Here is a 23,154-nt window from a genome sequence, read left to right on the forward strand (position 1 = left end):
CCCCCCCCCCCCCCCCCCCCCCCCCCCCCCCCCCCCCCCCCCCCCCCCCCCCCCCCCGCCCCCCCCCCCCCGCCCCCCCGCCCCCCCCCCCCCCCCCCCCCCCCCCCCCGAGCAGCAGGAGCACCACGTCGAGGACGGTCAGCACCAGCACCGCGGGGAAGGCCAGCCGGCGGAGACGGTGCGTCCCCGCCAGTGCGGCGACGGCGACCGCCGGCACCGCCAGCACCAGCCCGGCCCAGCCCCACCACGCCGGCGGCCCGGGCGGGCCCAGGACGAGCACCAGCGAGGCCCCGCCCAGGAGCAGGGCGCCGAGGACCGCCGACACCCGCGCGCCGAGGCGGTGCGGCAGCCCCCGCACCCCGGTGGCGAGGTCCTCCTCGATGTCGGGCGCCACGTTGGCCAGGTGCGCCGCGGCCCCCAGGGCCGCCCCCGCCGCCGGCAGCCACCACGGCGCGGCGGGCGAACCGGGCGCGGCCGCCACCACACCGGCCGGCAGGGCGCCGAAACCGGTGACGTAGGGCAGTCCCGACATCACCGTGCGCTTGAGACCCGCGTTGTAGGCCCAACCGCTGGCCACCAGCACCAGGAGCAGCAGGCCGGGCACCCAGCCCAGCGCGAGCGACAGGACGACGGCCACCGCGGCCGCCGCGAGGGCCGCGACGCGCAGCACGCCGGGGTCGACCGCTCCCTGCACCACCGGCTTGTCCGCGCGCGCGACGGCGCGGTCGCGGTCGGCGTCGAGCCAGTCGTTGCTCCACCCGATGGACGCCTGACCTGCGAGGACGGCCACCCCCACGAGCGCGGCGCGGCCCGGGGACAGCCCGGCGGCGACCGCGAGCAGGGTCGCGACGACGGTCACCGCGGCCGCCGGCGGGGCGTGCGTCGCGCGCACCAGGGCGCCCACCGAGGCCGCCCGGGCGGGCCGCGCACGCACACCCACCACGCCCGTGTCAACCCCTCTCCCGGACTTCATCAGGCCTCTGACCTGCGCTTATCCGCCGTCGGGCCGTTCCGGGGGTCAGTGTGCCGTGCTAACCTGGGTACAGCGAAAGGGGTCACACACACATGGGCTTCACTGTCGGCGAGACCGTCGTCTACCCGCACCACGGTGCCGCTCTGATCGAGGCGATCGAGACGCGGGTCATCAAGGGTGAAGAGAAGGCCTACCTCGTGCTGAAGGTCGCCCAGGGCGACCTGACCGTGCGCGTGCCGGCCGACAACGCAGAGATCGTCGGCGTCCGCGACGTCGTCGGTCAGGACGGGCTCAACCGCGTGTTCGAGGTCCTGCGGGCCCCGCACACCGAGGAGCCGACCAACTGGTCGCGCCGCTACAAGGCCAACCTCGAGAAGCTGGCCTCCGGCGACGTCAACAAGGTGGCCGAGGTCGTCCGCGACCTGTGGCGCCGCGACAAGGACCGTGGCCTCTCCGCCGGCGAGAAGCGGATGCTGTCCAAGGCCCGTCAGATCCTGGTGAGCGAGCTGGCCCTCGCCGAGGGCACCAACGAGGACAAGGCGGAGATCCTCCTCGACGAGGTCCTGGCGAGCTGAGCCGGGCCGGCTGAGTCCCGCCTCCGCACACCCGCTCCACCCGACCACTCCCGTGTCCGCTGTCGGCATCGTCGCAGCGGCCGGGAGTGGTTCGCGTCTGGGGGCCGACCGGCCCAAGGCGCTGGTGCCGCTGGCGGGGCGCCCGCTCGTCGCCTGGGCGGTGGAGGCCCTGCTGGCCGGTGGCGTCGAGGAGGTCGTCGTCGCCGTGCCGGCCACCGACCGCGCGGCCTTCGCCGCCGTCCTGCCCGGCGCCGTGCAGCTCGTCGACGGCGGGGCCACCCGCACCGCCTCGGTGCGCGCCGGCCTGGCCGTCGCGGGTCCTCACGCCGACGCCGTCCTCGTGCACGACGCGGCCCGCCCGCTCACCCCGCCCGAGGTGGTCGCGCGGGTGCTGGCCGCCCTCGCCGCCGGCGCCCCGGCCGTCGTCCCGGTGCTGCCGGTCGTGGACACCACGGTGGTCGTCGACGAGGCCGGCGTGGTCACCTCCGCCGTCCCCCGCGCCCCGCTGCGGCGGGTGCAGACCCCGCAGGGCTTCGACCGGGCGACGCTGGTGGCCGCCTACGCCGCGCTGCCCGAGGGCGTCGAGCTCACCGACGACGCCGCCGTGGTCGGCGCCGCCGGCATCCCGGTCGGCACGGTCGACGGCGACGAGCGCGCCGCCAAGGTCACCGTGCCGCACGACCTGCACCTGGCCGAGCTCCAGGTGGCCCGGTGAGCGACGCGCTGCCCCGGGTCGGCCTCGGCGTCGACGTGCACCCGGTCGAGGCCGGCCGCGAGTGCTGGCTGGCCGGGCTGTCCTGGCCCGGCGCCGACGGCTGCGCCGGGCACTCCGACGGCGACGTCGTCGCCCACGCCCTCACCGACGCCGTGCTGTCGGCGGCCGGGCTCGGCGACATCGGCGGCCTGCTGGGCACCGACGACCCCCGGTGGGCCGGCGCCCGCGGCGTCGCCGTCCTCGAGCACGTCCGGGCCACGCTGGCCGCCGCCGGCTGGCGGGTCGGCAACGCCGTCGTGCAGCTGGTGGCGCCCACCCCGAAGCTCGGCCCGCGCCGGGCGGAGGCCGAGGCGGCCCTGTCGGCGGCGCTGGGTGCCCCGGTGAGCGTCACGGCGACCACCACCGACGGGCTCGGGCTGGTCGGCCGGGGCGAGGGCCGGGCGGCGGTCGCCACGGCGCTGGTGGTCCGGGAGACCGGCGCGCCGGGCTCCGTAGACTCCGCGCGGTGAGCCTCCGCCTGTACGACACGGCCGCCCGCGCGGTCCGCGACTTCACGCCCCTGCGTGCCGGACAGGCCTCCATGTACGTCTGCGGCCTCACCGTGCAGGGCCGGCCGCACCTGGGGCACGTGCGCGCCGGCCTGGTCTTCGACCTGCTGCGCAACTGGCTCGAGCAGGGCCACGGCGTCGACGTCACGCTGGTCCGCAACATCACCGACATCGACGACAAGATCCTCACCCGGGCCGCCGAGCACGGCGTCCCCTGGTGGGCCTGGGCCTACGAGAACGAGCTGGCCAGCACCCGCGCGTACGAGGCGCTGCGTGTGCGGCCGCCGACCTACGAGCCGCGGGCCACCGGGCACATCCCCGACATGGTCGAGTTCATCGCGCGGCTGATCGAGCGCGGCCACGCCTACGCCGTCGACGGCGACGTCTACTTCGACGTGCGTTCCTTCCCCGGCTACGGCGCGCTGACCCGGCAGAAGCCGGAGGAGATGGAGCCCGCGGCCGACAGTGCCACCGACGAGCGCAAGCGCGACCCGCGCGACTTCGCGCTCTGGAAGGCGCACAAGGCCAGCGAGCCCGACACGGCCGGCTGGGCGACGCCGTGGGGCCGCGGCCGGCCCGGCTGGCACCTGGAGTGCTCCGCCATGGCCGAGCGCTTCCTCGGGCCGGACTTCGACGTCCACGGCGGCGGCCTGGACCTGCGCTTCCCGCACCACGAGAACGAGCAGGCGCAGTCGCACGCGGCCGGCCACGGCTTCGCCCGGTACTGGGTGCACAACGGCTGGGTCACCCTCGGCGGCGAGAAGATGAGCAAGTCGCTGGGGAACACCGCGCTGGTCGACGAGGTCGTCCGCCGGGTCCGGCCGATCGAGCTGCGCTACTACCTGGTCGCCCCGCACTACCGGTCGACGATCGAGTTCACCGACGCCGCGCTGGCCGAGGCCGGCGCCGCCTTCCGGCGGGTCGAGTCCTTCGTGCACCGGGCCGCCGAGCGGGTCGGGGCGGACGGCGGGACCTCGCTGCCCGAGGACTTCCGGGCGGCCATGGACGACGACCTGGGCACCCCGGCCGCGGTCGCCGTCCTGCACGAGACCGTCCGGCAGGGCAACACCGCCCTGGCCGAGGGCGACGACGCCGCCGCGGCCGCCGCGCTGGGCGCCGTCCGCGGCATGCTGCAGGTCCTCGGCCTGGACCCGCTCGACTCGCGCTGGGCCGAGGGCGGCAGCGACGGCCGGCTCGCCGGGGTCACCGACGGCCTGGTGCGGCTCGCGCTCGAGCAGCGGCAGGCCGCCCGCGCCCGCAAGGACTACGCCGCGGCCGACGCCCTCCGCGACCAGCTCACCGCCCTCGGCGTGCAGGTCGAGGACACCCCGCAGGGACCCCGATGGGAGCTGACCCGCTGATGGCCGGCAACAGCCAGCGCCGCGGCCGCACGAGCGGTGCGGGCAAGAAGACCGCCACGACCGGGACGGGGGGCAAGAACCGCCGGGCCCTGGCCGGCCGGGGGGCCACCCCGCCGGCCGAGATGCGCAAGGGCCACCCCGCGCAGCGCAGGGCGCAGGCCGACGCCCGCCGGCGGGCCGAGCGCGACCGCGGCCGCCAGCGCGCCGAGGAGGCCCCCGAGCTGCTGCTCGGGCGCAACCCGGTGGTCGAGGCGCTGCGCGCGGAGATCCCGGCGACCGCGCTGTACGTCGTCACCGGTGACAGCACGCGCACCGACGAGCGGGTCGCCGAGGCCGTGCAGCTGGCCGCCGACCGCGGCCTGCCGCTGCTCGAGGTCGGCCGGGCCGAGTTCGACCGGATGTCGGGCGGTGCGCTGCACCAGGGCATCGGCCTGCAGGTCCCGCCCTACGACTACGCGCACCCCGACGACCTGCTCGAGCTCGCCCGCGACTCCGGCCGCCCCCCGCTGGTGGTGGCCATGGACGGCGTCACCGACCCGCGAAACCTGGGGGCCGTGGTGCGCTCGGCGGCCGCGTTCGCCGCGCACGGCGTGGTCGTGCCGCAGCGGCGCGCGGTCGGGATGACCGCCTCGGCCTGGCGCACCAGCGCCGGAGCGGCCGCCCGGCTGCCGGTGGCGCGCGCGGTGAACCTGGCCCGGGCGCTCGCGGCCTACCAGGACGCCGGCCTGCAGACCGTGGGGCTGGCCGGTGACGGCGAGCTGGACCTGCACGACTACGACGGTCTCGCCGACCCGGTGGCGCTCGTGGTGGGCGCCGAGGGCACGGGCCTGTCGCGGCTGGTGCGCGAGCGCTGCGACGTCGTCCTGCGCATCCCCATCGCCCGCGACACCGAGTCGCTCAACGTCAGCGTCGCCGCCGGCATCGCCCTGTACGCCGCCGCCCGCGCGCGGGGGTAGCGCCTCCGCCGGGATCAGGTGACCTGATCGTCGGGCGTCCTCCCTCACGGTGGGACGTGCGGGAGGACGCCGCACGATCAGGGAGGCTGATCGTCGCGCGCCTCAGCCCAGCAGCTGGGCGACGGTGTAGATGACCAGGCCTGCCAGCCCGCCGACGACGGTGCCGTTGATCCGGATGAACTGCAGGTCCCGGCCCACCTGCAGCTCGATGCGCCGGCTGGTCTCCTCGGTGTCCCAGCGCGCCACGGTGGTGCCCACGACGTCGGCGACGTCGCCGGCGAACCGCTCGACGAGGTAGCCGGCCACCCGCACCGACTGCCGCTGCACCCGCTCGCGCACCCGCTCGTCGGTCCGCAGCAGCCGGGCGGCGTCGAGGACCAGCCCGGTCACCCGGGCCCGCAGCTCGGAGTCGGGGTCGGCGGCCGCGGCGAGGAACGCCGCCTTGGCGTTGGTCCACAGCGACGACGACCAGGTGCGCACCGCCGGGTGGTCGAGCAGCTGCTTCTTGAACGCCTCGACGCTCGCCGCGGTGTCGGGGTCGGTGCGGAGCGCGTGCACGTAGGCGCGCAGCCGGGCGTCGTAGACCCGCCGCAGCTCGTGGTCCCGTTCGGCGCCGACCTCGTGCAGGAAGCCCTGCAGCGCGGCGAAGAGCCGGTCGAACACGCGGTCGTCGACCCAGTCGGGCACCCAGGCCGGCGAGGCGTCGCCGAGCTGGGCGCGGAAGACGACCCGGTTCTCCTCCAGGAAGCGGCCGAGGTAGCGCAGCGCCGCGGAGAGCACCTCCTGGTGCCGGTCGCCGTCGACCACCAGCTCCAGGACGCGGGCGAGCACCGGCGCGGCCGGCGTCTCGTGCAGCCGGCGGTCGACCAGCCCGGCGACGGCGTCCTTGATGTCGTCGTCGCGGAGCAGGTCGGTCACCCCGCTGAGCGCGACGGCGGCGTCGCCGGCCAGCCGCTGGGCGCGGCCGGGGGCGGCGAGGAAGTCGCCGAGCCGGCGGGGGACGTCGACGGTGGCCAGCTTGTCCTCGACGACGGTGCGGGTCAGGAAGTTCTCCTGGACGAAGGTGCCCAGGCTCGCGCCGATCTGGTCCTTCTTGCGCGGGATGATCGCCGTGTGCGGGATCGGTATCCCCAGCGGGTGCCGGAACAGCGCGGTGACGGCGAACCAGTCGGCCAGCGCCCCGACCATCGAGGCCTCGGCGGTGGCCCGCACGTAGCCCACCCACGGGCCGGCGTCCTCACCGACCAGCACGCAGGCGAGGAAGACCGCCGCGGCCAGCAGGAACAGCCCGGTGGCCAGCCGCTTCATCCGCCGCAGGCCCTCGGCGCGGGCGGGGTCGTCGAGCGAGGAGGTCAGCGGGACGCTGCCCGGCGGTCTGCGCGACGACGACACCCTCCCGAGCCTATGTGGCGCAGGAGGGTGCCCGTCGGGGTTCGCCGGATCAGCCGGCACTGCTGCCGAGCGTGACCTCGACGGTCGTCGTCCGCCCGCCGCGGTCGACGGTGAGCGAGACGTCGTCGCCGGGGGCGTGGCTGCGGATGGCGGCGGTGAGCTCGGCCGACGTCGTCACGACGCGGTCGCCCACGGCGGTCACCACGTCACCGGCCTGCAACCCGGCGTCCGCGGCGGCACTGCCCGCCTCGACCTCCGCGAGCTGCGCCCCGGTGCCGACCTCGCTGTTGGTGTCGTCGGCGGCGGTCTGCGCCCGCACCCCGAGGACGGCGTGGGTGGCCGACCCGGTCTCGATGATCTCCTCGGCGATCCGCTGCGCGACGTTGCTCGGGATCGCGAAGCCGACGCCGATGCTGCCGCTCTGCGCGGACGAGCCGGGCAGGCCCGAGGCGACCGAGGCGATGGCGGTGTTGATGCCGATCACGGCGCCCGAGGCGTCGACCAACGCGCCGCCGGAGTTGCCCGGGTTGATGGCCGCGTCGGTCTGCAGCGCGTCGAGGACGGTGGCGTCGTCCTGGGTGGAGCCGGTGGTCACCGCGCGGTCGGTCGCGCTGATGATCCCGTCGGTGACGGTGTCGGACAGGCCCAGCGGGGCGCCGATCGCCACCGCCAGGTCACCGACCTGCACCTCGTCGGAGTCGGCGAAGGTGGCCGGGGTCAGCCCGTCGGCGTCCTCGAGCCGCAGCACGGCCAGGTCGGAGGTCGGGTCGGTCCCCACGACGGTGGCGTCGTAGAGCGCGCCGTCGGCGGTGCGCACCTGGACGGCCGCGCCGGTGGAGCCCCCGTCGAGGCTCACCACGTGGTCGTTGGTCAGCACGTAGCCGTCCTCGGAGAGGACGACCCCCGAGCCGCTGCCCGAGCCCGAGCCGCTGGACACGTACACGGTCACCACGCTGGGCGCCGCCGCGGCCGCGGCGGCGGTCACCGCGGTGGCGTTCTCCGGGTCCTGGACCACCACCGGCTGGGCCGTGGCGGCGGTCCCTCCCGTGCCGACGCCGTCGGTGGTCAGGGCGACCACGCCGGCGCCCGCGCCGCCGCCGACCAGCGCGCCGGCCAGCAGGCCCGCGACGCCGATCCGCAGCCGGCCGGCGCGGCGGGGTGCCGGTCCCGGGGAGGTGGTCGTCGGCAGCGGCGCGGTGTGGGCCGGCGGGTACCAGGTGCCGCCGGACGGCGGCGGGGTCCATCCCTGGGCCGCACCGGCCGGCGGCTGCTGCGGCGGCTGCGGCGGCTGGGGGGTCGGGTACGGGGTGCCGGTCATCGTCGTGGTCCTCCTCGCGTGGCGGCGCTCCACCGCCTCGGGACCGACTGTCGGCCGGGCGTCTGGCGGAGCGCTGCCGAGCGCCTGTGAGGTCTCTGGGCGCCGGCGGCGCGGTCAGCGGGGGAGGCCGGTGAGCACCCGGCCGCGGGCGACGAGCTCGGTCACGATCCAGACCGCGGCCACCTGCACCGCCAGCAGGCCGACCAGCACGAGCAGCTGCGCGGCGCCGGCGGCCAGCGGGCTGCCGCCGCCGAGCAGGACGCCGACGTACGCGCCGGGCAGGGTGACCAGTCCCACGGTGCGGGTCTGGTCGAGCGCCGGGAGCAGGGCGGTCGCGGCCGACGGGCGGCCGACCTCGAGGACGGCATCGCGGGGGAGCAGGCCCAGCGCGAGCGCCGCCTCGACCTCGCCGCGGCGGGTGGTCAGTTCCTCCCGCAGCCGCCGCCCGGCCAGCGACGTCGCGGTCATCGCGCCGCCGACGAGGATCCCGGCGACGGGGACGACCGCCGCGCCGCGCAGCGGGACCGTCCCGCTGGCCAGGACGAGCGCCACGACCGGCACCGCGCCGCCGGCCACCGGCAGCGCCGCCGTCGCCACCCGGCGCGCCGCCCCGGGGGCGCGCAGCGGCAGGCCGGTGGCCCGCCCGGCCGCGGTCCCCGCCGCGACGAGGACCATCAGCAGGACGAACGCCGCCGACAGCCACAGCGAGCCCACGACCAGCAGCACCACCGCAGACACCGCGGCCAGCTGGACCGTGGCCCGCAGGGCGGCGACCACGACCGGCCGCTCCTGGCCCAGCCCGGACAGCCGGCCGACGGCCGCCGCCAGGCCGGTGAGCAGCACCAGGACGACGGCCAGGCGCGGCCCGAGCTCGACGACGGAGGTCCCCACGCGCGGCGATCCTGCCCTGCGCGGTCCGCCGACCCGCGACACGCCGTGCACGGTGTGCGATCGGGCCGTTGCGGGGTAGAGGGGGAGCCCGGCCGGTCCTCGCGGAGCGGACGGGGCCCCCTGCCCGGCCTGTCCTCCAGGAGGCGCTCGTGTCCGACCGCGGAGTCCCCGCCCGCCTGCTCCTGGGGCTGGCCGCCCTCACCGCGACGGCGGTGGCCGTCGTCGGCGGGCTGGCCCTGCGACCTCCCGGACTGCTGGCGGTCGGGCTGGCCTCGGTCGTGACCGCCTGCCTGGCCGCCGGTGTGGCCCGCGAGTCGGGGGGCGGGTCCGGTGCCGACCTCGGCGTCCTCGACCGCCACTCGCCGCTCGAGGCCGCCTGGCGCGTCGGCGCGGCCACGATGGCGGTGCTGCTCTTCCTGTCCGGCACGGCGGCGCTGGGCGGCCCGGTGCTCACCGTGATCGCCGGCGCGGTCCTGGCCGTGGGCGGCCTCGGGCTGTGGCTGGCGCGCACCGGGCGCCCGCCGCGGCGCAACGCCACCCTCGCGTCGCCTCCGGGGTCGATCGCCGGGACGCCGGCCGCCGCGCCGCGGCCGGCGGGCGGTGCCCGGCCGGGGGAGGCCGTGGGCACGGTGACCTTCCTGCCGCCGGTGACGACGATGACCACCGCGGCGCTGGGCCGCGAGTGGCTGAGCACGACCACGGCGCTGGCCGGGCAACTGCACCCGACGGCGCGGCAGTCGATCGTGCGGCGCCGCCAGGAGACGCTCGACGAGCTCGAGCGGCGCGACCCCGCCGGCTTCGCCCGCTGGCTGGCCGAGGGGTCCCCGCGCAGCGACCCGGCCGGCTACCTGAGCGAGGGACCCTCCGCCGGCACCGGCGCCGCCTGACCCGCCGCCGGGAAGACCACGGCAGGGTCGACGTTCATCACGACCTCGCAGTCGCAGAACCCGCCGAACTCCTCGAGGCCCTCGTGCAGCCGGTCGAGGGCGATGCCGTGGCGGGCGGCCCAGGCGTCGGTGGCGCGGCGGGTCTGGTCGCAGGCCCCCGCCTCCAGCAGCGACTCGACGTGCTCCCGCAGCGCGTCGAGCTGCGAGCGGTCCAGCGGCAGGAGGGCGGCCACGTCGTCGGTCGGTGCCACGCCGTCAGCATCGGCCGCCGGGTGCGCGCCTTGAGCCGGGTCAGGCGGGGCCGCGTCGTGCTCCTGCGGTGTCCCTGGCGCTCCTGCGGTGTCCCTGACGCCGCAAGAGAGCGGGCAACACCGCAGGAGCGGGCCGGCCAGCCCGGACGCCCGGGACCGGCGCCGCGCAGTCGTCCCACGCGCTGTCCCTAGACTCGTCCCGGGACCCGGTCCCGTGTCCCGCCGGCGTGGCGCAACTGGTAGCGCACCCGACTTGTAATCGGGCGGTTGGGGGTTCGAGTCCCCCCGTCGGCTCAGTCGAAGCTGCCGGCTCCGCCGACCCGGTAGGGGAAGCGCTCCTCGACCCGGGCGCCGCGGCGCCGCTCGGCGCGCTCCTCACGCAGCCGGGCGGCGGTGCCGGCGGGGTAGCCGGCCTTCGCCACGCGGTGCTCGGTGGTCTCCACCATGAACGCCAGCGAGTACACCAGCCCGACCACGAGGCCGCCGGCGGCCGCGGTCACCCGGTAGGCCAGTGCCATCGGGACGGCGACCAGGCAGATCACGACGAGCGGCGAGAGCTGGACCAGCGAGCGGGCCACGTGCCGGCGGACCCACCCGGGCCGGGTGGTGTCCGACAGCACCCAGGGCGAGAGCCGGCGGGGCAGCCCCCCGCCGAAGGCGTAGCGGAGCCACTGGAGGACCGAGGGGGACGCCGGGCGGGCGTCGTGCCGCGTGGTGCGCACGCGTCCACGGTAGGCCCGTCCGGCCACCCGGCGGACGATTCGGTCCCGCGCCGTGCACCGTTGCCCCCCGGCGCCGTCCGGGAGGACACTGCCGCCGCCAGGTGAGGAGGACATCCGTGCAGATCTCCCAGTTGCTCCGCCACAAGGGCCCCGACGTGGTCACCGTCGACCCGGCCGCCAGCGTCCGGGACGCCCTCAGCCTGCTCGTCCGCCACCGGATCGGCGCGCTGGTCGTCTCCTCCGGCGGGGGCGCCATCGACGGCATCGTCTCCGAGCGCGACGTCGTCCGGGGGCTGCACGAGTCGGGGCCGGCGGTGCTCGACGGCCCGGTGTCGGCGCTCATGACCGCCGACGTCCACACCTGTCCGCCCAGCGCGTCGGTGCACGACCTGGCCCGCACGATGACCGACCACCGGGTCCGCCACGTCCCGGTGACCAAGGACGGCCTGCTGCTGGGCATCGTCTCGATCGGCGACGTCGTCAAGGCCCGCCTCGACGAGCTCGAGCAGGAGCGGGCCCACCTCGTCGAGTACATCCAGACCGGCTAGCCACGGGTCCCGGGTCGCACCCCGGCCCGGAGGGTCCCCCGCGTACGGTGCGGCCGTGGACGAGCGGCGGCTGGGGACGGCGGCGGGCCTGTCCGCGTACCTGCTGTGGGGCTGCTTCCCGCTGTACTTCCCGCTGCTCGAGCCCGCCGGCGGCGTCGAGATCGTCGCGCACCGGGTGGTCTGGTCGCTGCTGTTCGTCGCCCTGCTGCTGACGGCGCTGCGCCGCTGGGCGCTGGTCCGGGCCGCGGTCACCGACCGGCGCACCATGCTCGTCCTGGCCGGCGCCTCGGTGCTCATCGCCGCGAACTGGCTGGTCTTCGTCTACGGCGTCAACTCCGGCCACGTGGTCGAGACCTCGCTCGGCTACTTCATCAACCCGCTGGTCAGCGTGCTGCTCGGCGTCGCCGTCTTCGCCGAGCGGCTGCGCCCGCTGCAGTGGACGGCGGTGGCGCTGGCGGCCGTCGCCGTCGCCGTCCTGACCTGGGACTACGGCCGGCCGCCGTGGATCGCGCTGACGCTGGCGGCCACCTTCGGCGGCTACGGCCTGCTCAAGAAGCTGGTCCGGGTGGAGGCCGCGCCGGGCCTGTTCGTCGAGACGGCGGTGACCTTCCTCCCCGCGGTGGTGTTCCTGGGGGTGCTGCACGCCACCGGCCGGGGGACGGCGGGGGAGGCCGGCACCGGCCACCTGCTCCTGCTCCTCGCCTCGGGCATCGCCACGGCGGTGCCGCTGCTGCTGTTCGCCGCGGCCGCCCGGCGGATCCCGCTGTCCACGGTCGGGCTGCTGCAGTACGTGACGCCGCTGATGCAGCTGGCGCTCGGGGTCTTCGTCTTCGACGAGCCCATGCCGCCCGCCCGCCTGGTCGGCTTCGCCATCGTGTGGGCCGCCCTGGCCGTGTTCACCGTCGACAGCCTGCGCTCGGTCCGGGCGGCGGCCGGTCGCCGGGCCGCGGCCGAGCAGGTCACGGCCCCGGCCTGAGACCGGCGGCGCGACACGCGGGAAAACGTCGGCGACGGGGCATACCGTCATCGGTGACGGCTTCCCCCCGATCGATCGGACCCGACCATGACCCCCGACCCCGACCCCGCGGTCTCCCCGCCGGCGGGCTCGGTGTCCGGTGAGGATCCCGCGCAGCCTGCGGGCCTGACCCGGCGCGAGCACGAGATGCTGGCCTTCGAGCGCAAGTGGTGGCGCCACCCCGGCGCCAAGGAGACGGCCATCCGCGAGCAGTTCGGCCTCCCGCCGACCCGGTACTACCAGGTGCTGAACGCCCTGGTCGACCGGCCTGCGGCACTCGAGGCCGACCCGCTGCTGGTCCGCCGGCTGCGCCGCCTGCGCAGCGCGCGACGCCAGCGGCGTTCCCCGTCGCTCCTGGGCAAGGGCTCGTCCGCCATCTAGATTTGGTCACCGTGGGCAGGCATGCGGCGTCAGGTGGTGACCAACCGGACCGGCCGTCCGCCCCGGTGGCCGGTGGACGCCGGCGCACCGACCCCGCCCCCGGGCATCCCGTCCCGGACGGTGCCGACGCGTCCGAGGGCACCGACTGGAGCGACGCCCCGACCCTCACCGGGCCGCTGCGCAGCCGCGCCGAGCGCCGCCGCGACGCCCTGCTCGGCGACGAGACCGAGCGGCGCCGCCGACTGACCGGCCGGCCGGGTCGCCCCGACGTCCCCGCGCGGGCCGCCGAGCCGGAACGGCCGGCGTCGTGGGCCCGCCCGCCGGCCGACGGCGTCACCCGCCAGGCGCCCGCCCCGCAGCAGAGCCCGCCCCCGACGCCGTCCGCGCCGGCGGAGCGCCCCACCCGCCGGCCGGCCGCCGCCCCGCGCCCCGCGGCGGCGCAGCCCGCACCCGCGCCGTCGGCCGCCCCGCCGCTGGTCCCGCCGACCGCCGCGCGGCTCCCCGCACCGCCGCCCGCGGCCGCACCCGCGGCTCCGCCGGCGGCGAGCACCCCGGTCGCCTCGGCCCGGCCCGCGGCGCCGCTCACCACGGTCGCGCCGTTCCAGGCCGTCCCGACCCCGAACGCCGACGCCCATGAGCCGGCCGTCGCGCCGCTGGACCCGTGGGACCAGCCCGCCCGCCCCGCCGCCCGGAGCCGGACGCCCCAGGCACCTCCGGCGGCACCGCCGACCGCGGTCCGGACCACCCCGGCGACCGCGCCTGCCACGCCGGACGCCGCCGGTGCCACGCCCTACCGCGACTGGACCCGCCCGAAGGGCGCCGCGGCCGCCCCCGCCACCGAGGCCATCCCCGACCGCGAGGTCGCCCGGGGCCGCGCCGCGGCGCCGTCGACCGAGGCCATCCCCGACCGCGACGTCGCCCGGGCCCGGGCCGCGGCGCCGCTGACCGAGGCCATCCCCGACCGGGACGTCGCCCGGGGCGGCCGCCGCGAGCGGGTCCGCGACCGCGCGCCCGAGCCGGAGACCGGGCCGCCCACCGGGCCCCCGAGCGACTCCACCGGCGTGGTCGGCAACCGCGCCGCGATGCGGGCCCAGCGCCAGGCGCGGGAGGCCGAGCGGCAGGCGATGGAGTCCGAGCGCCGCAAGGCCGCGCGCCGGGCCGGCGTCTCCCGGGCCGCCCTGCGCGCCGCCACCCAGGACGACGCCCCGCCGAGCCGCAGTCGGGTCGTGCCGGCGCTGCTCGCCGTGGTCGTGATCGCGCTGGTCGTGCTCGGCGTGTACAGCTTCACCTCCTCGCAGACGCAGGAGGCCGGCTCGACCAGCACGGCTCCGCAGAGCACCGTCGCACCCTCGGCGACCGTCGCCCCGCCCACCGGCGTCCTGCCGCCGCTGTCGGTGGAGCCGCTGCCCCCGGTCGCCGAGGCGCCCGGCACGCCGGTCCGCGTGCCGGTGACCGTGCTCAACGCCACCAGCGTGGGTGGCCTGGCCGGGGACGCCGCCGAGGCCTTCGGCGCCCAGGGCTGGCAGCCGAACGGCGTCGGCGAGTACGACGGCCCCGGCGTCGCCGTCACCACGGTCTTCATCACCGCGGGCGACGAGCAGCAGCGGCAGTCGGCGCTGCAGCTCATGGAGGCGTTCCCCGGCGTGGTCGGCGGGCCGGCCGAGCGGTTCTTCGACGTCCCCGGCGTGGCCGACCCCGGCCTCGTCGTCGTCCTCACCGGTGAGTGGCGGCCCTGACGCCTGCCCGCGACACACCCCACGGCCACCGCCGGAACACCGGCGCGACACCGTCCGTTGGCCGCATCGTGCGTCCCGTCCGCGGGCCCGTGACACCCCGCCCGCGCCCCGGCGCCCGTGCGGCGCTCGGCGCCCTGCTCACCCTGCTGCTCACCGGTGCCCTGCTCGGCGCGCTGCCTGTTGCGGCGGCCGCGGCCGAGGAGGTGCGCACCGAGGAGGCCCGCGTCCCCTCCGGCTCCGGTGCCGACGCCGTCGAGCTCGACACCACCCTCTACCTGCCCGGCTCGGCCACCGCCGACGAGCCGGCGCCCGCGGTCGTGCTCGCGCACGGCTTCGGCGGCAGCAAGCAGTCGGTCGCCGACGACGCCCGCGACCTCGCCGGCCGCGGCTTCGTCGTCCTGACCTACTCGGCGCGCGGGTTCGGCGAGAGCACCGGCCAGATCGGCCTCGACGACCCCCGCTACGAGGTCGCCGACCTCTCCACGCTGCTCGACCTGCTCGCCGGGCGCGACGACGTCCTGCTCGACGGGGAGGGCGACCCGCGCGTCGGCGTCGCCGGTGCCTCCTACGGCGGCGCGCTGTCCCTGCTCGGCGCCGCCTACGACGACCGGGTCGACGCCATCGCGCCGCAGATCACCTGGCACTCGCTGACCGCCGCGCTGTTCCCCTCCCAGACCGGCGCCGTCGACGCCGCCACCCCCGCGGCCACCCCGCAGGACCCCGGCACCGGCGTCTACAAGCGCCTGTGGTCCGGGCTGTTCTTCGGCGTGGGGTCGGCCCCCGGCGGCGGGCTGCTCGACGCCCTCGGCGGCGGAGGGGCGGCCGAGGCCGAGGACGGTGAGGACAGCGGGGGCGCCACCGGCGACGGCGCGGCCGCCGCCCCGGCCTCGGTCCCCTCGCTCGAGGACCTGCCGGTCGACCTGTCCACGGTCGACCCCGCCGCGGTGGAGCAGGCGCTGACCTGCGGCCGGTTCCGCGCCGACATCTGCGCCGCCTACCAGGCCGCCGCGGCCACCGGGACCCTGACGCCGGAGGTCGCCGCGGTGCTCGACCGCAGCAGCCCGGCCGCCGTGCTCGACCGGATCACCGCACCCACCCTGCTGGTGCAGGGCACCGAGGACTCGCTGTTCGGCCTCGGTCAGGCCGACGCCAACGCCCGCGGGATCGCCGCCAACGGCACCCCGGTGAAGGTCGTCTGGTACGCCGGCGGCCACGACTCCCAGCCGTCCGAGCGGGAGACCGCCGAGCTGCGCGAGCTCGTCGCCGGCTGGTTCGGCTGGCACCTGCGCGACGAGGACGACCCGGCCCGCGGCGAGGACCCCGGCACCGGCTTCGAGTTCCCCGTCCCCAGCGGCCTGGGCAGCACGCTCGGCAGCGTCCAGGGGGGCACGCAGAGCGTCGTCACCGACGCCTACCCCGGCCTCGCGGGGACCGGGCCCACCGCGCGCACCGAGCTCGCCCTCGACGGCGCGCTCCAGCCGGTGGTCACCCCGGCCGGCGGCACCCCCGCGGCGATCACCACCGTCCCGGGCCTGGGCTCGCTCGCCTCCGCGCTCGGCGGCACCGCCGTGGAGATCCCCGGCCAGTTCGCCGCCTTCTCCACCGAGCCGCTCGACGAGGCCGTCGAGGTGGTCGGCGCCCCGACCGTCGAGCTCGCCGTCGCCTCGCCCACCGGCACCGCGACGCTGTTCGCCAAGCTCTACGACGTCGGCCCCGACGGCGCCCAGACGCTGCCCGGCGGGCTGGTCGCCCCGCTGTCGCTGACCGGCCTGTCCGCGGACCCCTCCGCACCCACCGAGGTCGCCGTCACGCTGCCCGGGATCGTGCACCGCTTCGAGGCAGGCCACACGATGCGGGTCGTCGTCAGCTCCACCGACCAGGGCTTCGCGCTGCCGGCCGAGGCGGGCGTCTACTCGGTGTCCCTGGCCGGCGCCGGCAACGGCGGCACCGTGCTCGCCGTCCCCGGCGTGGCGGGCGAGGCGCAGGCCGACGGCGGCACCTCCCGCTGGTGGTGGCTGCTCGGCGCCGTCGTCGTCCTCGGCCTGCTCGGCTGGGCGGCCGCGGTGCTCTGGGGCCGCCGGCGCCGGCGGGTCACCTCCGAGGTCGAGCCCGACGGCGAGGACGTGCCGCTGCGCTTCGAGGCCGTGACCAAGGCCTACAAGGACGGCTTCGTCGCCGTCCGCGACCTGTCCTTCGAGGTCCGCCGCGGCCAGGTGCTCGGCCTGCTCGGCCCCAACGGGGCGGGCAAGACGACGTCGCTGCGCATGCTCATGGGCCTGATCCGCCCGACGCAGGGGCGGATCAGCGTCTTCGGCCACGCGGCGGGACCGGGCGCGCCGGTGCTGTCCCGGCTGGGCTCCTTCGTCGAGGGCACCGGCCTGATGCCGCACCTGTCCGGCCGCGACAACCTCACCCTGTACTGGGCGGCGACCGGCCGGCCGGCCGAGGACGCGCACATGGAGGAGGCGATCGAGGTCGCCGGCCTCGGCGCCGCCATCGACCGCCCGGTCCGCCGCTACAGCCAGGGCATGCGGCAGCGCGTCGCGATCGCCCAGGCGATGCTGGGCCTGCCCGACCTGCTGGTCCTCGACGAGCCGACCAACGGGTTGGACCCGCCGCAGATCCACGCCATGCGCGAGGTGCTGCGCTCCTACGCCGCCACCGGCCGCACGGTCATCGTCTCCAGCCACCTGCTCAGCGAGATCGAGCAGACCTGCACCCACGTGGTCGTCATGGCCAAGGGGCAGAAGATCGCGCAGGGCACGGTCGAGGAGATCGTCGGCACCGGCGGCGCGGTGCTCGTGGGCCTGACCGACCCGGCCGACGCCGACCGCGCGGCCGCCGTCCTGTCCGGGCTGCCCGGCGTGACCGTGGAGCGCACCGACGAGGGGCTGGTCGCCGAGCTGGGGCCGCGGACCTCCCGCGCGGCCGCGCTGCAGGCGCTGGTGGACGCGGGCGTCGCCGTCGACCAGTTCACGCCGCGCCGCCGCCTGGAGGACGCGTTCCTGGCACTCGTGGGGGAGTCGTGACCGCGACCGAGCACGTCCAGTCCACCGGCGCGGTCGCCGGCTACCGGCCCGAGCGCACGCTGCGGCTGTCGGTCGAGCTGCGCCGGCAGTTCAAGCGGCGGCGCACCCTGGGCGTGTTCACGCTCATGGTCGCCCTGCCGCTGGTGCTCATCGCCGCGCTGCAGCTGGGCGCCAGCGAGGACGCGCAGGAGAACAGCCGGATCAACCTGGTCGACGTCGCCACCTCCAGCGGGCTGAACTTCACGCTGTTCGTGCTGTTCGCGACCACCGGCTTCTTCCTCGTCGTGGTCTACGCGCTGTTCTTCGGCGACACCGTGGCCAGCGAGGCGCAGTGGGGGTCGCTGCGCTACACGCTGGCCACCCCGGTGCCGCGGATGCGGCTGCTCCGGCAGAAGTGGCTGGCCGCGCTGGTGCTGTCGGTGGCCGCGCTGCTCACCCTCGCCTTGGTCGCGGTGGTGGCCGGCGGGATCGCCTTCGGCTTCGACGACATCCGCACACCGATCGGGGTGAGCCTCCCGCAGGGCGAGGGGCTGCTGCGGCTGGCCGGGATGCTCGGCTACCTGTCCGTGCACCTGCTCGTGGTCGGCGCGCTGGCGTTCTGGCTGTCCACGATCACCGACGCGCCCCTGGCCGCGGTCGGCGGTGCGGTGTTCACCACGATCGTCTTCTCGATCCTCGACCAGGTCGAGCAGCTCGGCGGGATCCGCGACTGGTTCCCCACCGCGGAGTCCTTCGCGTGGACCGACCTGCTGCAGACCCCGGTCGACTCCTCGGACCTGTTCCGCGGGGTGGTCCAGTCACTCGTCTACGTCGCCGTCTTCACCGCGCTGGCGTTCCGCCACTTCTCCCGCCGCGACGTCACGTCGTAACGGTCGCCCTACCGGGCGACACCGCGGCCAGGAGCCGTCCCCCAGGGGACGTGGAGCCCTTCCGTCGCGCCTGCGCGGACCCCTCCGGGGCCCACTCGGCGCGACCCGCTCACAAGCTCGCTCGTACGGCCTGGGCCCAGCCGACGCCCATGGCGCCCTCGGTCACCGAGACGTTCGGGACGGCGTCCATCAGCCCGGCCATGCCCCCCACCTCGGCGCCGTTCGCGGTGATCCACAGCCGGCCCACGGCGGGCGCCATGTCCAGGTCGCTGGCGCTGTCCCCGATGGCGACGGCGTCGGCGGGGTCCAGGCCGCGCCGCTCGAGGTCCCAGGCGATGGCCGCGCCCTTGGAGATGCCACGCGGCATGAGGTGGTAGACCCGCGCCAGCTGCCCCTCCGGCGCCAGGCTCAGCCGCGCCGACGCCGGGATGGCGCCGTTGTCGTTGAGGGTCAGCCAGCCCAGCCCGCGCTCGGCCAGCCAGGCGTCGACGGCGAGGGGGTCGACGTAGCCGCGCAGCAGCGCGTCGCCCTCGTGCGTGGCGTGCCAGGGCGCGTGCCACTCCAGCCGGCCAGGGTGGGCGGCGCACAGCGCCTCGACGACGCCGAGCTCGGCCATCACGTCCATCGGCGTGCGGCCGGCGTACCCGGCGGGCAGCTCGCCGGTGAGGTGGTGCCGCTCGCGCCCGCCCCGCCAGGTCACCAGCGACCCCAGCTCGGCGATCGCGCCGTCGGCGGCGAAGATCCGCCCGGCCTCGGTGACCTGGTCGGCGGTCCGCCCGCTGACGATCACCAGCGCGACCCCGGCGGTGTGCAGCTCCAGCAGCGCGGCCGCGGGCTCCGCGGTGGGCGACCCGCCGGCGTCGTGCCAGAACGACCCCCGCGGGCCGACCATGGTGCCGTCGAGGTCGGTGTAGACGATGCGCGCTGCCACGGCGCCCAGCATGGCCGGGCCGCGGGGCGGTCCCGGCAGCCGGGTAGAGTCCGGCCCGTTCCACTCATCCAGAGGGGCAGAGGGACACGGCCCGGTGAAGCCCCGGCAACCCGCCGCGCGAGCGGCGAGAGGTGCCAATTCCGTCCCGCGCGGCTCGACGGCCCGCCGCGGGGAAGATGAGGAGGTAGTCGTCGCATGACCCTGACCGCTCCCGGATCCGCCCAGGCCGACGTGCACGCGCGTGGCCCGGTCCCGCCGAGTCCCGCCCGCGGCCTCGTCTGTCGCAACTGCGGCGCCACCTTCGGCCTGATCGCCGAGCACGCCTGTGCCGAGTGCTTCGGCCCGCTCGAGGTCGACTACGACCCCGAGGCCCTCCGGTCGGTGACCCGCGAGCAGATCGAGGCCGGCCCGCAGAACATCTGGCGCTACGCCGCGCTGCTGCCGGTGGGCCAGGACCCCGCCGACCGCGTCTCCCTCGACCCGGGCCTGACCCCGCTGGTGCGCGCCGACCGGCTGGCCGCCGAACTCGGCGTCACCGGCGGGCTGTGGGTCAAGGACGACTCGGGCAACCCCACGCACTCGTTCAAGGACCGCGTGGTGTCGCTGGCCGCCACGGCCGCCCGGGGCCTCGGCTACCGGAAGATCGCCGCCGCCTCGACCGGCAACCTGGCCAACTCCGTGGCCGCGCACGCCGCCCGTGCGGGCATCCCGTCGTTCGTCTTCATCCCGGCCGACCTCGAGCCGGGCAAGGTGGTGCAGTCGGCGGTCTACGGCCAGACGCTGGTCGCCGTCGACGGCTCCTACGACGACGTCAACCGGCTGACCAGCGAGCTCGCCGAGACCGACGAGTTCGAGGACACCGCCTTCGTCAACCAGAACGTGCGGCCCTACTACGCCGAGGGCTCCAAGACGATGGGCTACGAGATCGCCGAGCAGCTGGGCTGGCGGATCCCGGCCCAGGTCGTGATCCCGATGGCCTCGGGCTCGCTGCTGACCAAGGTGGACAAGGCCTTCCGCGAGCTGGCCGCCGCCGGGATCGTCGAGGCCACCGAGTGGCGGGTGTTCGGCGCCCAGTCGGCCGGTTGCGACCCGATCGCGACCGCCTTCGACAACGGCTGGGACGTCGTCAAGCCGGTCAAGCCCACCGGCATCGCCAAGTCGCTGAACATCGGCAACCCCGCCGACGGGCCCTACGCGCTCGACGCGATCCGGCGCACCGGCGGCGCGGTCGGCCGGGTCGGCGACGAGCAGATCGTCCAGGGCATCCGCGACCTCGCCCGCACCACCGGCGTCTTCGCCGAGACCGCCGGCGGCGTGACCGTGGCCGTGCTGCGGCAGCTGGTCGAGGACGGCCGGCTGGACCCGGCGCGGGAGACCGTCGTCCTCAACACCGGCGAGGGCCTCAAGACCCTCGACCCGCTGACGCCGGTGGTCGGCCCGACGCACCGGGTGGAGCCGTCGCTGCGGTCGGTCCGGTCGGCGGGCCTCATCGGCTGAGGCGTACGCTCGGGGCCGTCGATCCGGCGGGTGACATCCCGCCCGGTCGTCCTCGAGTCGTGTGTGCGGCATCTCCCCACGACGGCGTCCCTGTTGTACCGTCTCGCGCGGTCGTCAGTTCCACGCACGTGTCCGACGGGCGGAAGAGCTGTACCCCGGTCCCCGGACCACGGGGAACCGTCCGCACGCACGCACCGTGGGAGCACACGTGGCACAGGGCACCGTGAAGTGGTTCAACGCCGAGAAGGGCTTCGGCTTCATCGCCGTCGACGGCGGCCAGGACGTCTTCGTCCACTACTCGGCCATCCAGATGGACGGCTACAAGAGCCTCGACGAGGGCCAGCGGGTCACCTTCGAGGTCGTCCAGGGCGAGAAGGGCCCGCAGGCCGACGGCGTCCGCGTCGCCTGACTCCTGGCACCGCGCCACGGCCCGGTCCCCCGCGCAGGGGGGCCGGGCCGTCGCTGTTCCGGGAACAGCCGGCGCCCACCCCCCGTTCTTGCACTCGGCAGGGGCGAGTGCCAGACTTCGGGTTGGCACTCGACAGTGCCGAGTGCCAATCAGGTCGGAACGGTGAGGCACCGGAGCGCGGGCCGTAGGAGCGTCCGCGGCCCCGGTGTCGTCCGTCGCGGGCGCCGGTCCCGGCCGTGCAGCGATCCATGCATGGAGGACATCACCACATGGCCAAGATGATCGCCTTCGAGGAAGAGGCGCGCCGCGGCCTCGAGCGGGGCATGAACACCCTCGCCGACGCCGTCAAGGTGACGCTCGGCCCCAAGGGCCGCAACGTCGTCCTCGAGAAGAAGTGGGGTGCTCCCACCATCACCAACGACGGTGTGAGCATCGCCAAGGAGATCGAGCTCGAGGACCCCTGGGAGAAGATCGGCGCCGAACTGGTCAAGGAGGTCGCGAAGAAGACCGACGACGTCGCGGGTGACGGCACCACCACCGCCACCGTGCTGGCCCAGGCGCTCGTCCGCGAGGGTCTGCGCAACGTCGCCGCCGGCGCCAACCCGATGGCCCTGAAGAAGGGCATCGAGAAGGCCGTCGCCTCGGTCACCGAGCACCTGCTCTCCAGCGCCAAGGACGTCGAGACCAAGGAGCAGATCGCCGCCACCGCGTCGATCTCCGCCGCCGACACCGCCATCGGTGAGCTCATCGCCGAGGCGATGGACAAGGTCGGCAAGGAAGGCGTCATCACCGTCGAGGAGAGCAACACCTTCGGCCTCGAGCTCGAGCTCACCGAGGGCATGCGCTTCGACAAGGGCTACATCTCGCCCTACTTCGTCACCGACGCCGAGCGCATGGAGGCCGTCCTCGACGACCCGTACGTGCTCGTCGTCAACAGCAAGATCAGCTCGGTCAAGGACCTGCTCCCGCTGCTGGAGAAGGTCATGCAGTCGGGCAAGCCGCTGGCCATCATCGCCGAGGACGTCGAGGGCGAGGCCCTCGCGACCCTGGTCGTGAACAAGATCCGCGGCACCTTCAAGTCCGTCGCGGTCAAGGCCCCCGGCTTCGGTGACCGCCGCAAGGCCATGCTCGCCGACATCGCCATCCTCACCGGTGGCCAGGTCATCAGCGAGGAGGTCGGCCTCAAGCTCGACACCGCCGACGTCGCCCTGCTCGGCCGCGCCCGCAAGGTCGTCGTCACCAAGGACGAGACGACGATCGTCGAGGGCGCCGGTGACACCGACCAGATCGCCGGCCGGGTGAACCAGATCCGCGCCGAGATCGACAAGTCGGACTCCGACTACGACCGCGAGAAGCTGCAGGAGCGCCTGGCCAAGCTGGCCGGTGGCGTCGCCGTCATCAAGGCCGGCGCCGCGACCGAGGTCGAGCTCAAGGAGCGCAAGCACCGCATCGAGGACGCGGTGCGCAACGCCAAGGCCGCCGTCGAGGAGGGCATCGTCGCCGGTGGTGGCGTCGCCCTGGCGCAGGCCGCCGCCGTCGCGTTCGAGAAGCTCGACGTCGAGGGTGACGAGGCCACCGGTGCCAACATCGTGCGCGTCGCGCTCGAGGCGCCGCTGAAGCAGATCGCCGTCAACGCCGGCCTCGAGGGCGGCGTCGTGGCGGAGAAGGTCCGCAACTCCGAGGTGGGCCACGGCCTCAACGCCGCCACCGGCGAGTACGTGGACCTGGTCTCGGCCGGCATCATCGACCCGGCCAAGGTCACCCGCTCGGCGCTGCAGAACGCCGCCTCCATCGCGGCGCTCTTCCTCACCACCGAGGCCGTCATCGCCGACAAGCCGGAGAAGGCCGCCGCGGCCGCTCCGGGTGGCGACGGCGGCATGGGCGGCATGGACTTCTGAGTCCGGTCACCCCGTAGCACCAGCAACGCCTGGCAGGGGCGGTCCCGCACTCGCGGGGCCGCCCCTGTCGGCGTCTGTGGGGTCGCTCGCGCCGCGTCGAGATCACGTGATCTCGGCGGGATCCGGCCCGGTTCGGGGGGGGGGGGGGGGGGGGGGGGGGGGGGGGGGGGGGGGGGGGGGGGGGGGGGGGGGGGGGGGGGGGGGGTCGGGGGGGGGGGCGGGGGGGGGGCGGGCCGCGCCGCCGGGCGGGCC

Annotated in this window: 22 protein-coding genes, 1 tRNA gene and 1 riboswitch; of the genes, 16 read left to right on the forward strand and 7 right to left on the reverse strand. The window is 76.2% G+C overall.

Features of this window, described 5'->3' with window-relative positions:
* A partial coding sequence (locus tag ACI78U_RS22375) for a UbiA family prenyltransferase (RefSeq protein WP_456877606.1) occupies positions 1 to 934 on the reverse strand: 934 nt, incomplete at its 3' end.
* 131 nt (positions 935 to 1,065) lie between these two features.
* On the opposite strand from ACI78U_RS22375, the gene ACI78U_RS22380 reads away from it, so the two are divergent.
* Genes ACI78U_RS22380 through rlmB form a run of 5 tightly spaced genes read left to right on the forward strand, consistent with a single transcriptional unit; the run spans position 1,066 to position 5,128 of the window.
* Positions 1,066 to 1,548 carry a CarD family transcriptional regulator gene (locus ACI78U_RS22380; RefSeq protein ID WP_089405202.1) on the forward strand — a complete coding sequence of 161 codons (483 nt, stop codon included), beginning with the start codon at positions 1,066 to 1,068 and terminating at the stop codon, positions 1,546 to 1,548.
* 52 nt (positions 1,549 to 1,600) lie between these two features.
* Positions 1,601 to 2,263, forward strand: a complete 663-nt coding sequence (ispD, locus tag ACI78U_RS22385; RefSeq protein ID WP_456877607.1) for a 2-C-methyl-D-erythritol 4-phosphate cytidylyltransferase — start codon at positions 1,601 to 1,603, stop codon at positions 2,261 to 2,263.
* Positions 2,260 to 2,772, forward strand: coding sequence for a 2-C-methyl-D-erythritol 2,4-cyclodiphosphate synthase (gene ispF / locus ACI78U_RS22390; protein ID WP_456877608.1), 513 nt, complete (start codon positions 2,260 to 2,262; stop codon positions 2,770 to 2,772). Before ispD ends, ispF begins: the two co-directional genes overlap by 4 nt.
* Positions 2,769 to 4,172, forward strand: a complete 1,404-nt coding sequence (gene cysS / locus ACI78U_RS22395; protein WP_456877609.1) for a cysteine--tRNA ligase — start codon at positions 2,769 to 2,771, stop codon at positions 4,170 to 4,172. Before ispF ends, cysS begins: the two co-directional genes overlap by 4 nt.
* On the forward strand, positions 4,154 to 5,128 hold the full coding sequence (gene rlmB / locus ACI78U_RS22400) for a 23S rRNA (guanosine(2251)-2'-O)-methyltransferase RlmB (RefSeq protein ID WP_456877610.1): 975 nt from the start codon (positions 4,154 to 4,156) through the stop codon (positions 5,126 to 5,128). Before cysS ends, rlmB begins: the two co-directional genes overlap by 19 nt.
* 102 nt (positions 5,129 to 5,230) lie before the next feature.
* Here rlmB and ACI78U_RS22405 read toward each other — a convergent pair whose 3' ends face one another.
* From ACI78U_RS22405 to ACI78U_RS22415, 3 genes are all read right to left on the reverse strand, one after another.
* Positions 5,231 to 6,520 carry a DUF445 domain-containing protein gene (locus ACI78U_RS22405; protein WP_456877611.1) on the reverse strand — a complete coding sequence of 430 codons (1,290 nt, stop codon included), beginning with the start codon at positions 6,518 to 6,520 and terminating at the stop codon, positions 5,231 to 5,233.
* 49 nt (positions 6,521 to 6,569) lie between these two features.
* A complete protein-coding gene (locus ACI78U_RS22410; RefSeq protein ID WP_456877612.1) occupies positions 6,570 to 7,838 on the reverse strand; it encodes a S1C family serine protease in 1,269 nt (422 codons plus the stop codon).
* 114 nt (positions 7,839 to 7,952) lie between these two features.
* Positions 7,953 to 8,729 carry an ABC transporter permease gene (locus ACI78U_RS22415; protein ID WP_456877613.1) on the reverse strand — a complete coding sequence of 259 codons (777 nt, stop codon included), beginning with the start codon at positions 8,727 to 8,729 and terminating at the stop codon, positions 7,953 to 7,955.
* A 149-nt stretch (positions 8,730 to 8,878) separates the two neighbouring features.
* Here ACI78U_RS22415 and ACI78U_RS22420 point away from each other — a divergent pair, with 149 nt between their 5' ends.
* The gene (locus ACI78U_RS22420; protein ID WP_456877614.1) at positions 8,879 to 9,616 is read left to right on the forward strand and encodes a hypothetical protein; all 738 of its coding nucleotides are present in this window, start codon (positions 8,879 to 8,881) and stop codon (positions 9,614 to 9,616) included.
* Here ACI78U_RS22420 and ACI78U_RS22425 read toward each other — a convergent pair.
* Positions 9,574 to 9,867 (reverse strand): DUF2695 domain-containing protein, encoded by a 294-nt coding sequence (locus ACI78U_RS22425; RefSeq protein WP_456877615.1) that lies wholly within the window; start codon positions 9,865 to 9,867, stop codon positions 9,574 to 9,576. The genes ACI78U_RS22420 and ACI78U_RS22425 overlap by 43 nt on opposite strands.
* A 221-nt stretch (positions 9,868 to 10,088) precedes the next feature.
* Between ACI78U_RS22425 and ACI78U_RS22430 the strand changes: the two genes are divergently transcribed.
* Positions 10,089 to 10,161 (forward strand) — tRNA-Thr (locus ACI78U_RS22430).
* Here ACI78U_RS22430 and ACI78U_RS22435 read toward each other — a convergent pair.
* Positions 10,161 to 10,589, reverse strand: coding sequence for a DUF5313 family protein (locus ACI78U_RS22435; RefSeq protein WP_456877616.1), 429 nt, complete (start codon positions 10,587 to 10,589; stop codon positions 10,161 to 10,163). The two genes, ACI78U_RS22430 and ACI78U_RS22435, sit on opposite strands and share 1 nt — an antisense overlap.
* A gap of 116 nt (positions 10,590 to 10,705) precedes the next feature.
* Here ACI78U_RS22435 and ACI78U_RS22440 point away from each other — a divergent pair, with 116 nt between their 5' ends.
* From ACI78U_RS22440 to ACI78U_RS22465, 6 genes are all read left to right on the forward strand, one after another.
* On the forward strand, positions 10,706 to 11,137 hold the full coding sequence (locus ACI78U_RS22440) for a CBS domain-containing protein (RefSeq protein ID WP_456877617.1): 432 nt from the start codon (positions 10,706 to 10,708) through the stop codon (positions 11,135 to 11,137).
* A gap of 55 nt (positions 11,138 to 11,192) precedes the next feature.
* Positions 11,193 to 12,113: an EamA family transporter RarD gene (rarD, locus tag ACI78U_RS22445; RefSeq protein WP_456877618.1), complete on the forward strand. Its 921-nt coding sequence runs from the start codon at positions 11,193 to 11,195 to the stop codon at positions 12,111 to 12,113.
* Positions 12,114 to 12,200: 87 nt separating this feature from the next.
* Positions 12,201 to 12,533 carry a DUF3263 domain-containing protein gene (locus ACI78U_RS22450; RefSeq protein WP_456877619.1) on the forward strand — a complete coding sequence of 111 codons (333 nt, stop codon included), beginning with the start codon at positions 12,201 to 12,203 and terminating at the stop codon, positions 12,531 to 12,533.
* A gap of 65 nt (positions 12,534 to 12,598) precedes the next feature.
* Positions 12,599 to 14,269 (forward strand): LytR C-terminal domain-containing protein, encoded by a 1,671-nt coding sequence (locus ACI78U_RS22455; RefSeq protein ID WP_456877620.1) that lies wholly within the window; start codon positions 12,599 to 12,601, stop codon positions 14,267 to 14,269.
* An 89-nt stretch (positions 14,270 to 14,358) separates the two neighbouring features.
* The gene (locus ACI78U_RS22460; RefSeq protein WP_456877621.1) at positions 14,359 to 17,298 is read left to right on the forward strand and encodes an alpha/beta fold hydrolase; all 2,940 of its coding nucleotides are present in this window, start codon (positions 14,359 to 14,361) and stop codon (positions 17,296 to 17,298) included.
* Positions 17,295 to 18,167, forward strand: coding sequence for an ABC transporter permease (locus tag ACI78U_RS22465; protein ID WP_456877622.1), 873 nt, complete (start codon positions 17,295 to 17,297; stop codon positions 18,165 to 18,167). Before ACI78U_RS22460 ends, ACI78U_RS22465 begins: the two co-directional genes overlap by 4 nt.
* 109 nt (positions 18,168 to 18,276) lie before the next feature.
* On the opposite strand, the gene ACI78U_RS22470 is transcribed toward ACI78U_RS22465, so the two are convergent.
* Positions 18,277 to 19,098, reverse strand: a complete 822-nt coding sequence (locus ACI78U_RS22470; RefSeq protein WP_456877623.1) for an HAD family hydrolase — start codon at positions 19,096 to 19,098, stop codon at positions 18,277 to 18,279.
* A gap of 61 nt (positions 19,099 to 19,159) precedes the next feature.
* Positions 19,160 to 19,281: riboswitch (SAM riboswitch) on the forward strand.
* Positions 19,282 to 19,293: 12 nt separating this feature from the next.
* Between ACI78U_RS22470 and thrC the strand changes: the two genes are divergently transcribed.
* The 3 genes from thrC to groL all read left to right on the forward strand — a co-directional run bounded on the left by thrC (position 19,294) and on the right by groL (position 22,902).
* Positions 19,294 to 20,595 (forward strand): threonine synthase, encoded by a 1,302-nt coding sequence (thrC, locus tag ACI78U_RS22475; protein WP_456877624.1) that lies wholly within the window; start codon positions 19,294 to 19,296, stop codon positions 20,593 to 20,595.
* Between the two features lie 208 nt (positions 20,596 to 20,803).
* Positions 20,804 to 21,004, forward strand: a complete 201-nt coding sequence (locus ACI78U_RS22480; RefSeq protein WP_089405184.1) for a cold-shock protein — start codon at positions 20,804 to 20,806, stop codon at positions 21,002 to 21,004.
* A gap of 269 nt (positions 21,005 to 21,273) precedes the next feature.
* Positions 21,274 to 22,902, forward strand: a complete 1,629-nt coding sequence (gene groL, locus ACI78U_RS22485) for a chaperonin GroEL (protein ID WP_456877625.1) — start codon at positions 21,274 to 21,276, stop codon at positions 22,900 to 22,902.
* The last annotated feature ends 252 nt before the right edge of the window (positions 22,903 to 23,154 follow it).

This window comes from Geodermatophilus sp. SYSU D00710, from assembly GCF_054050195.1.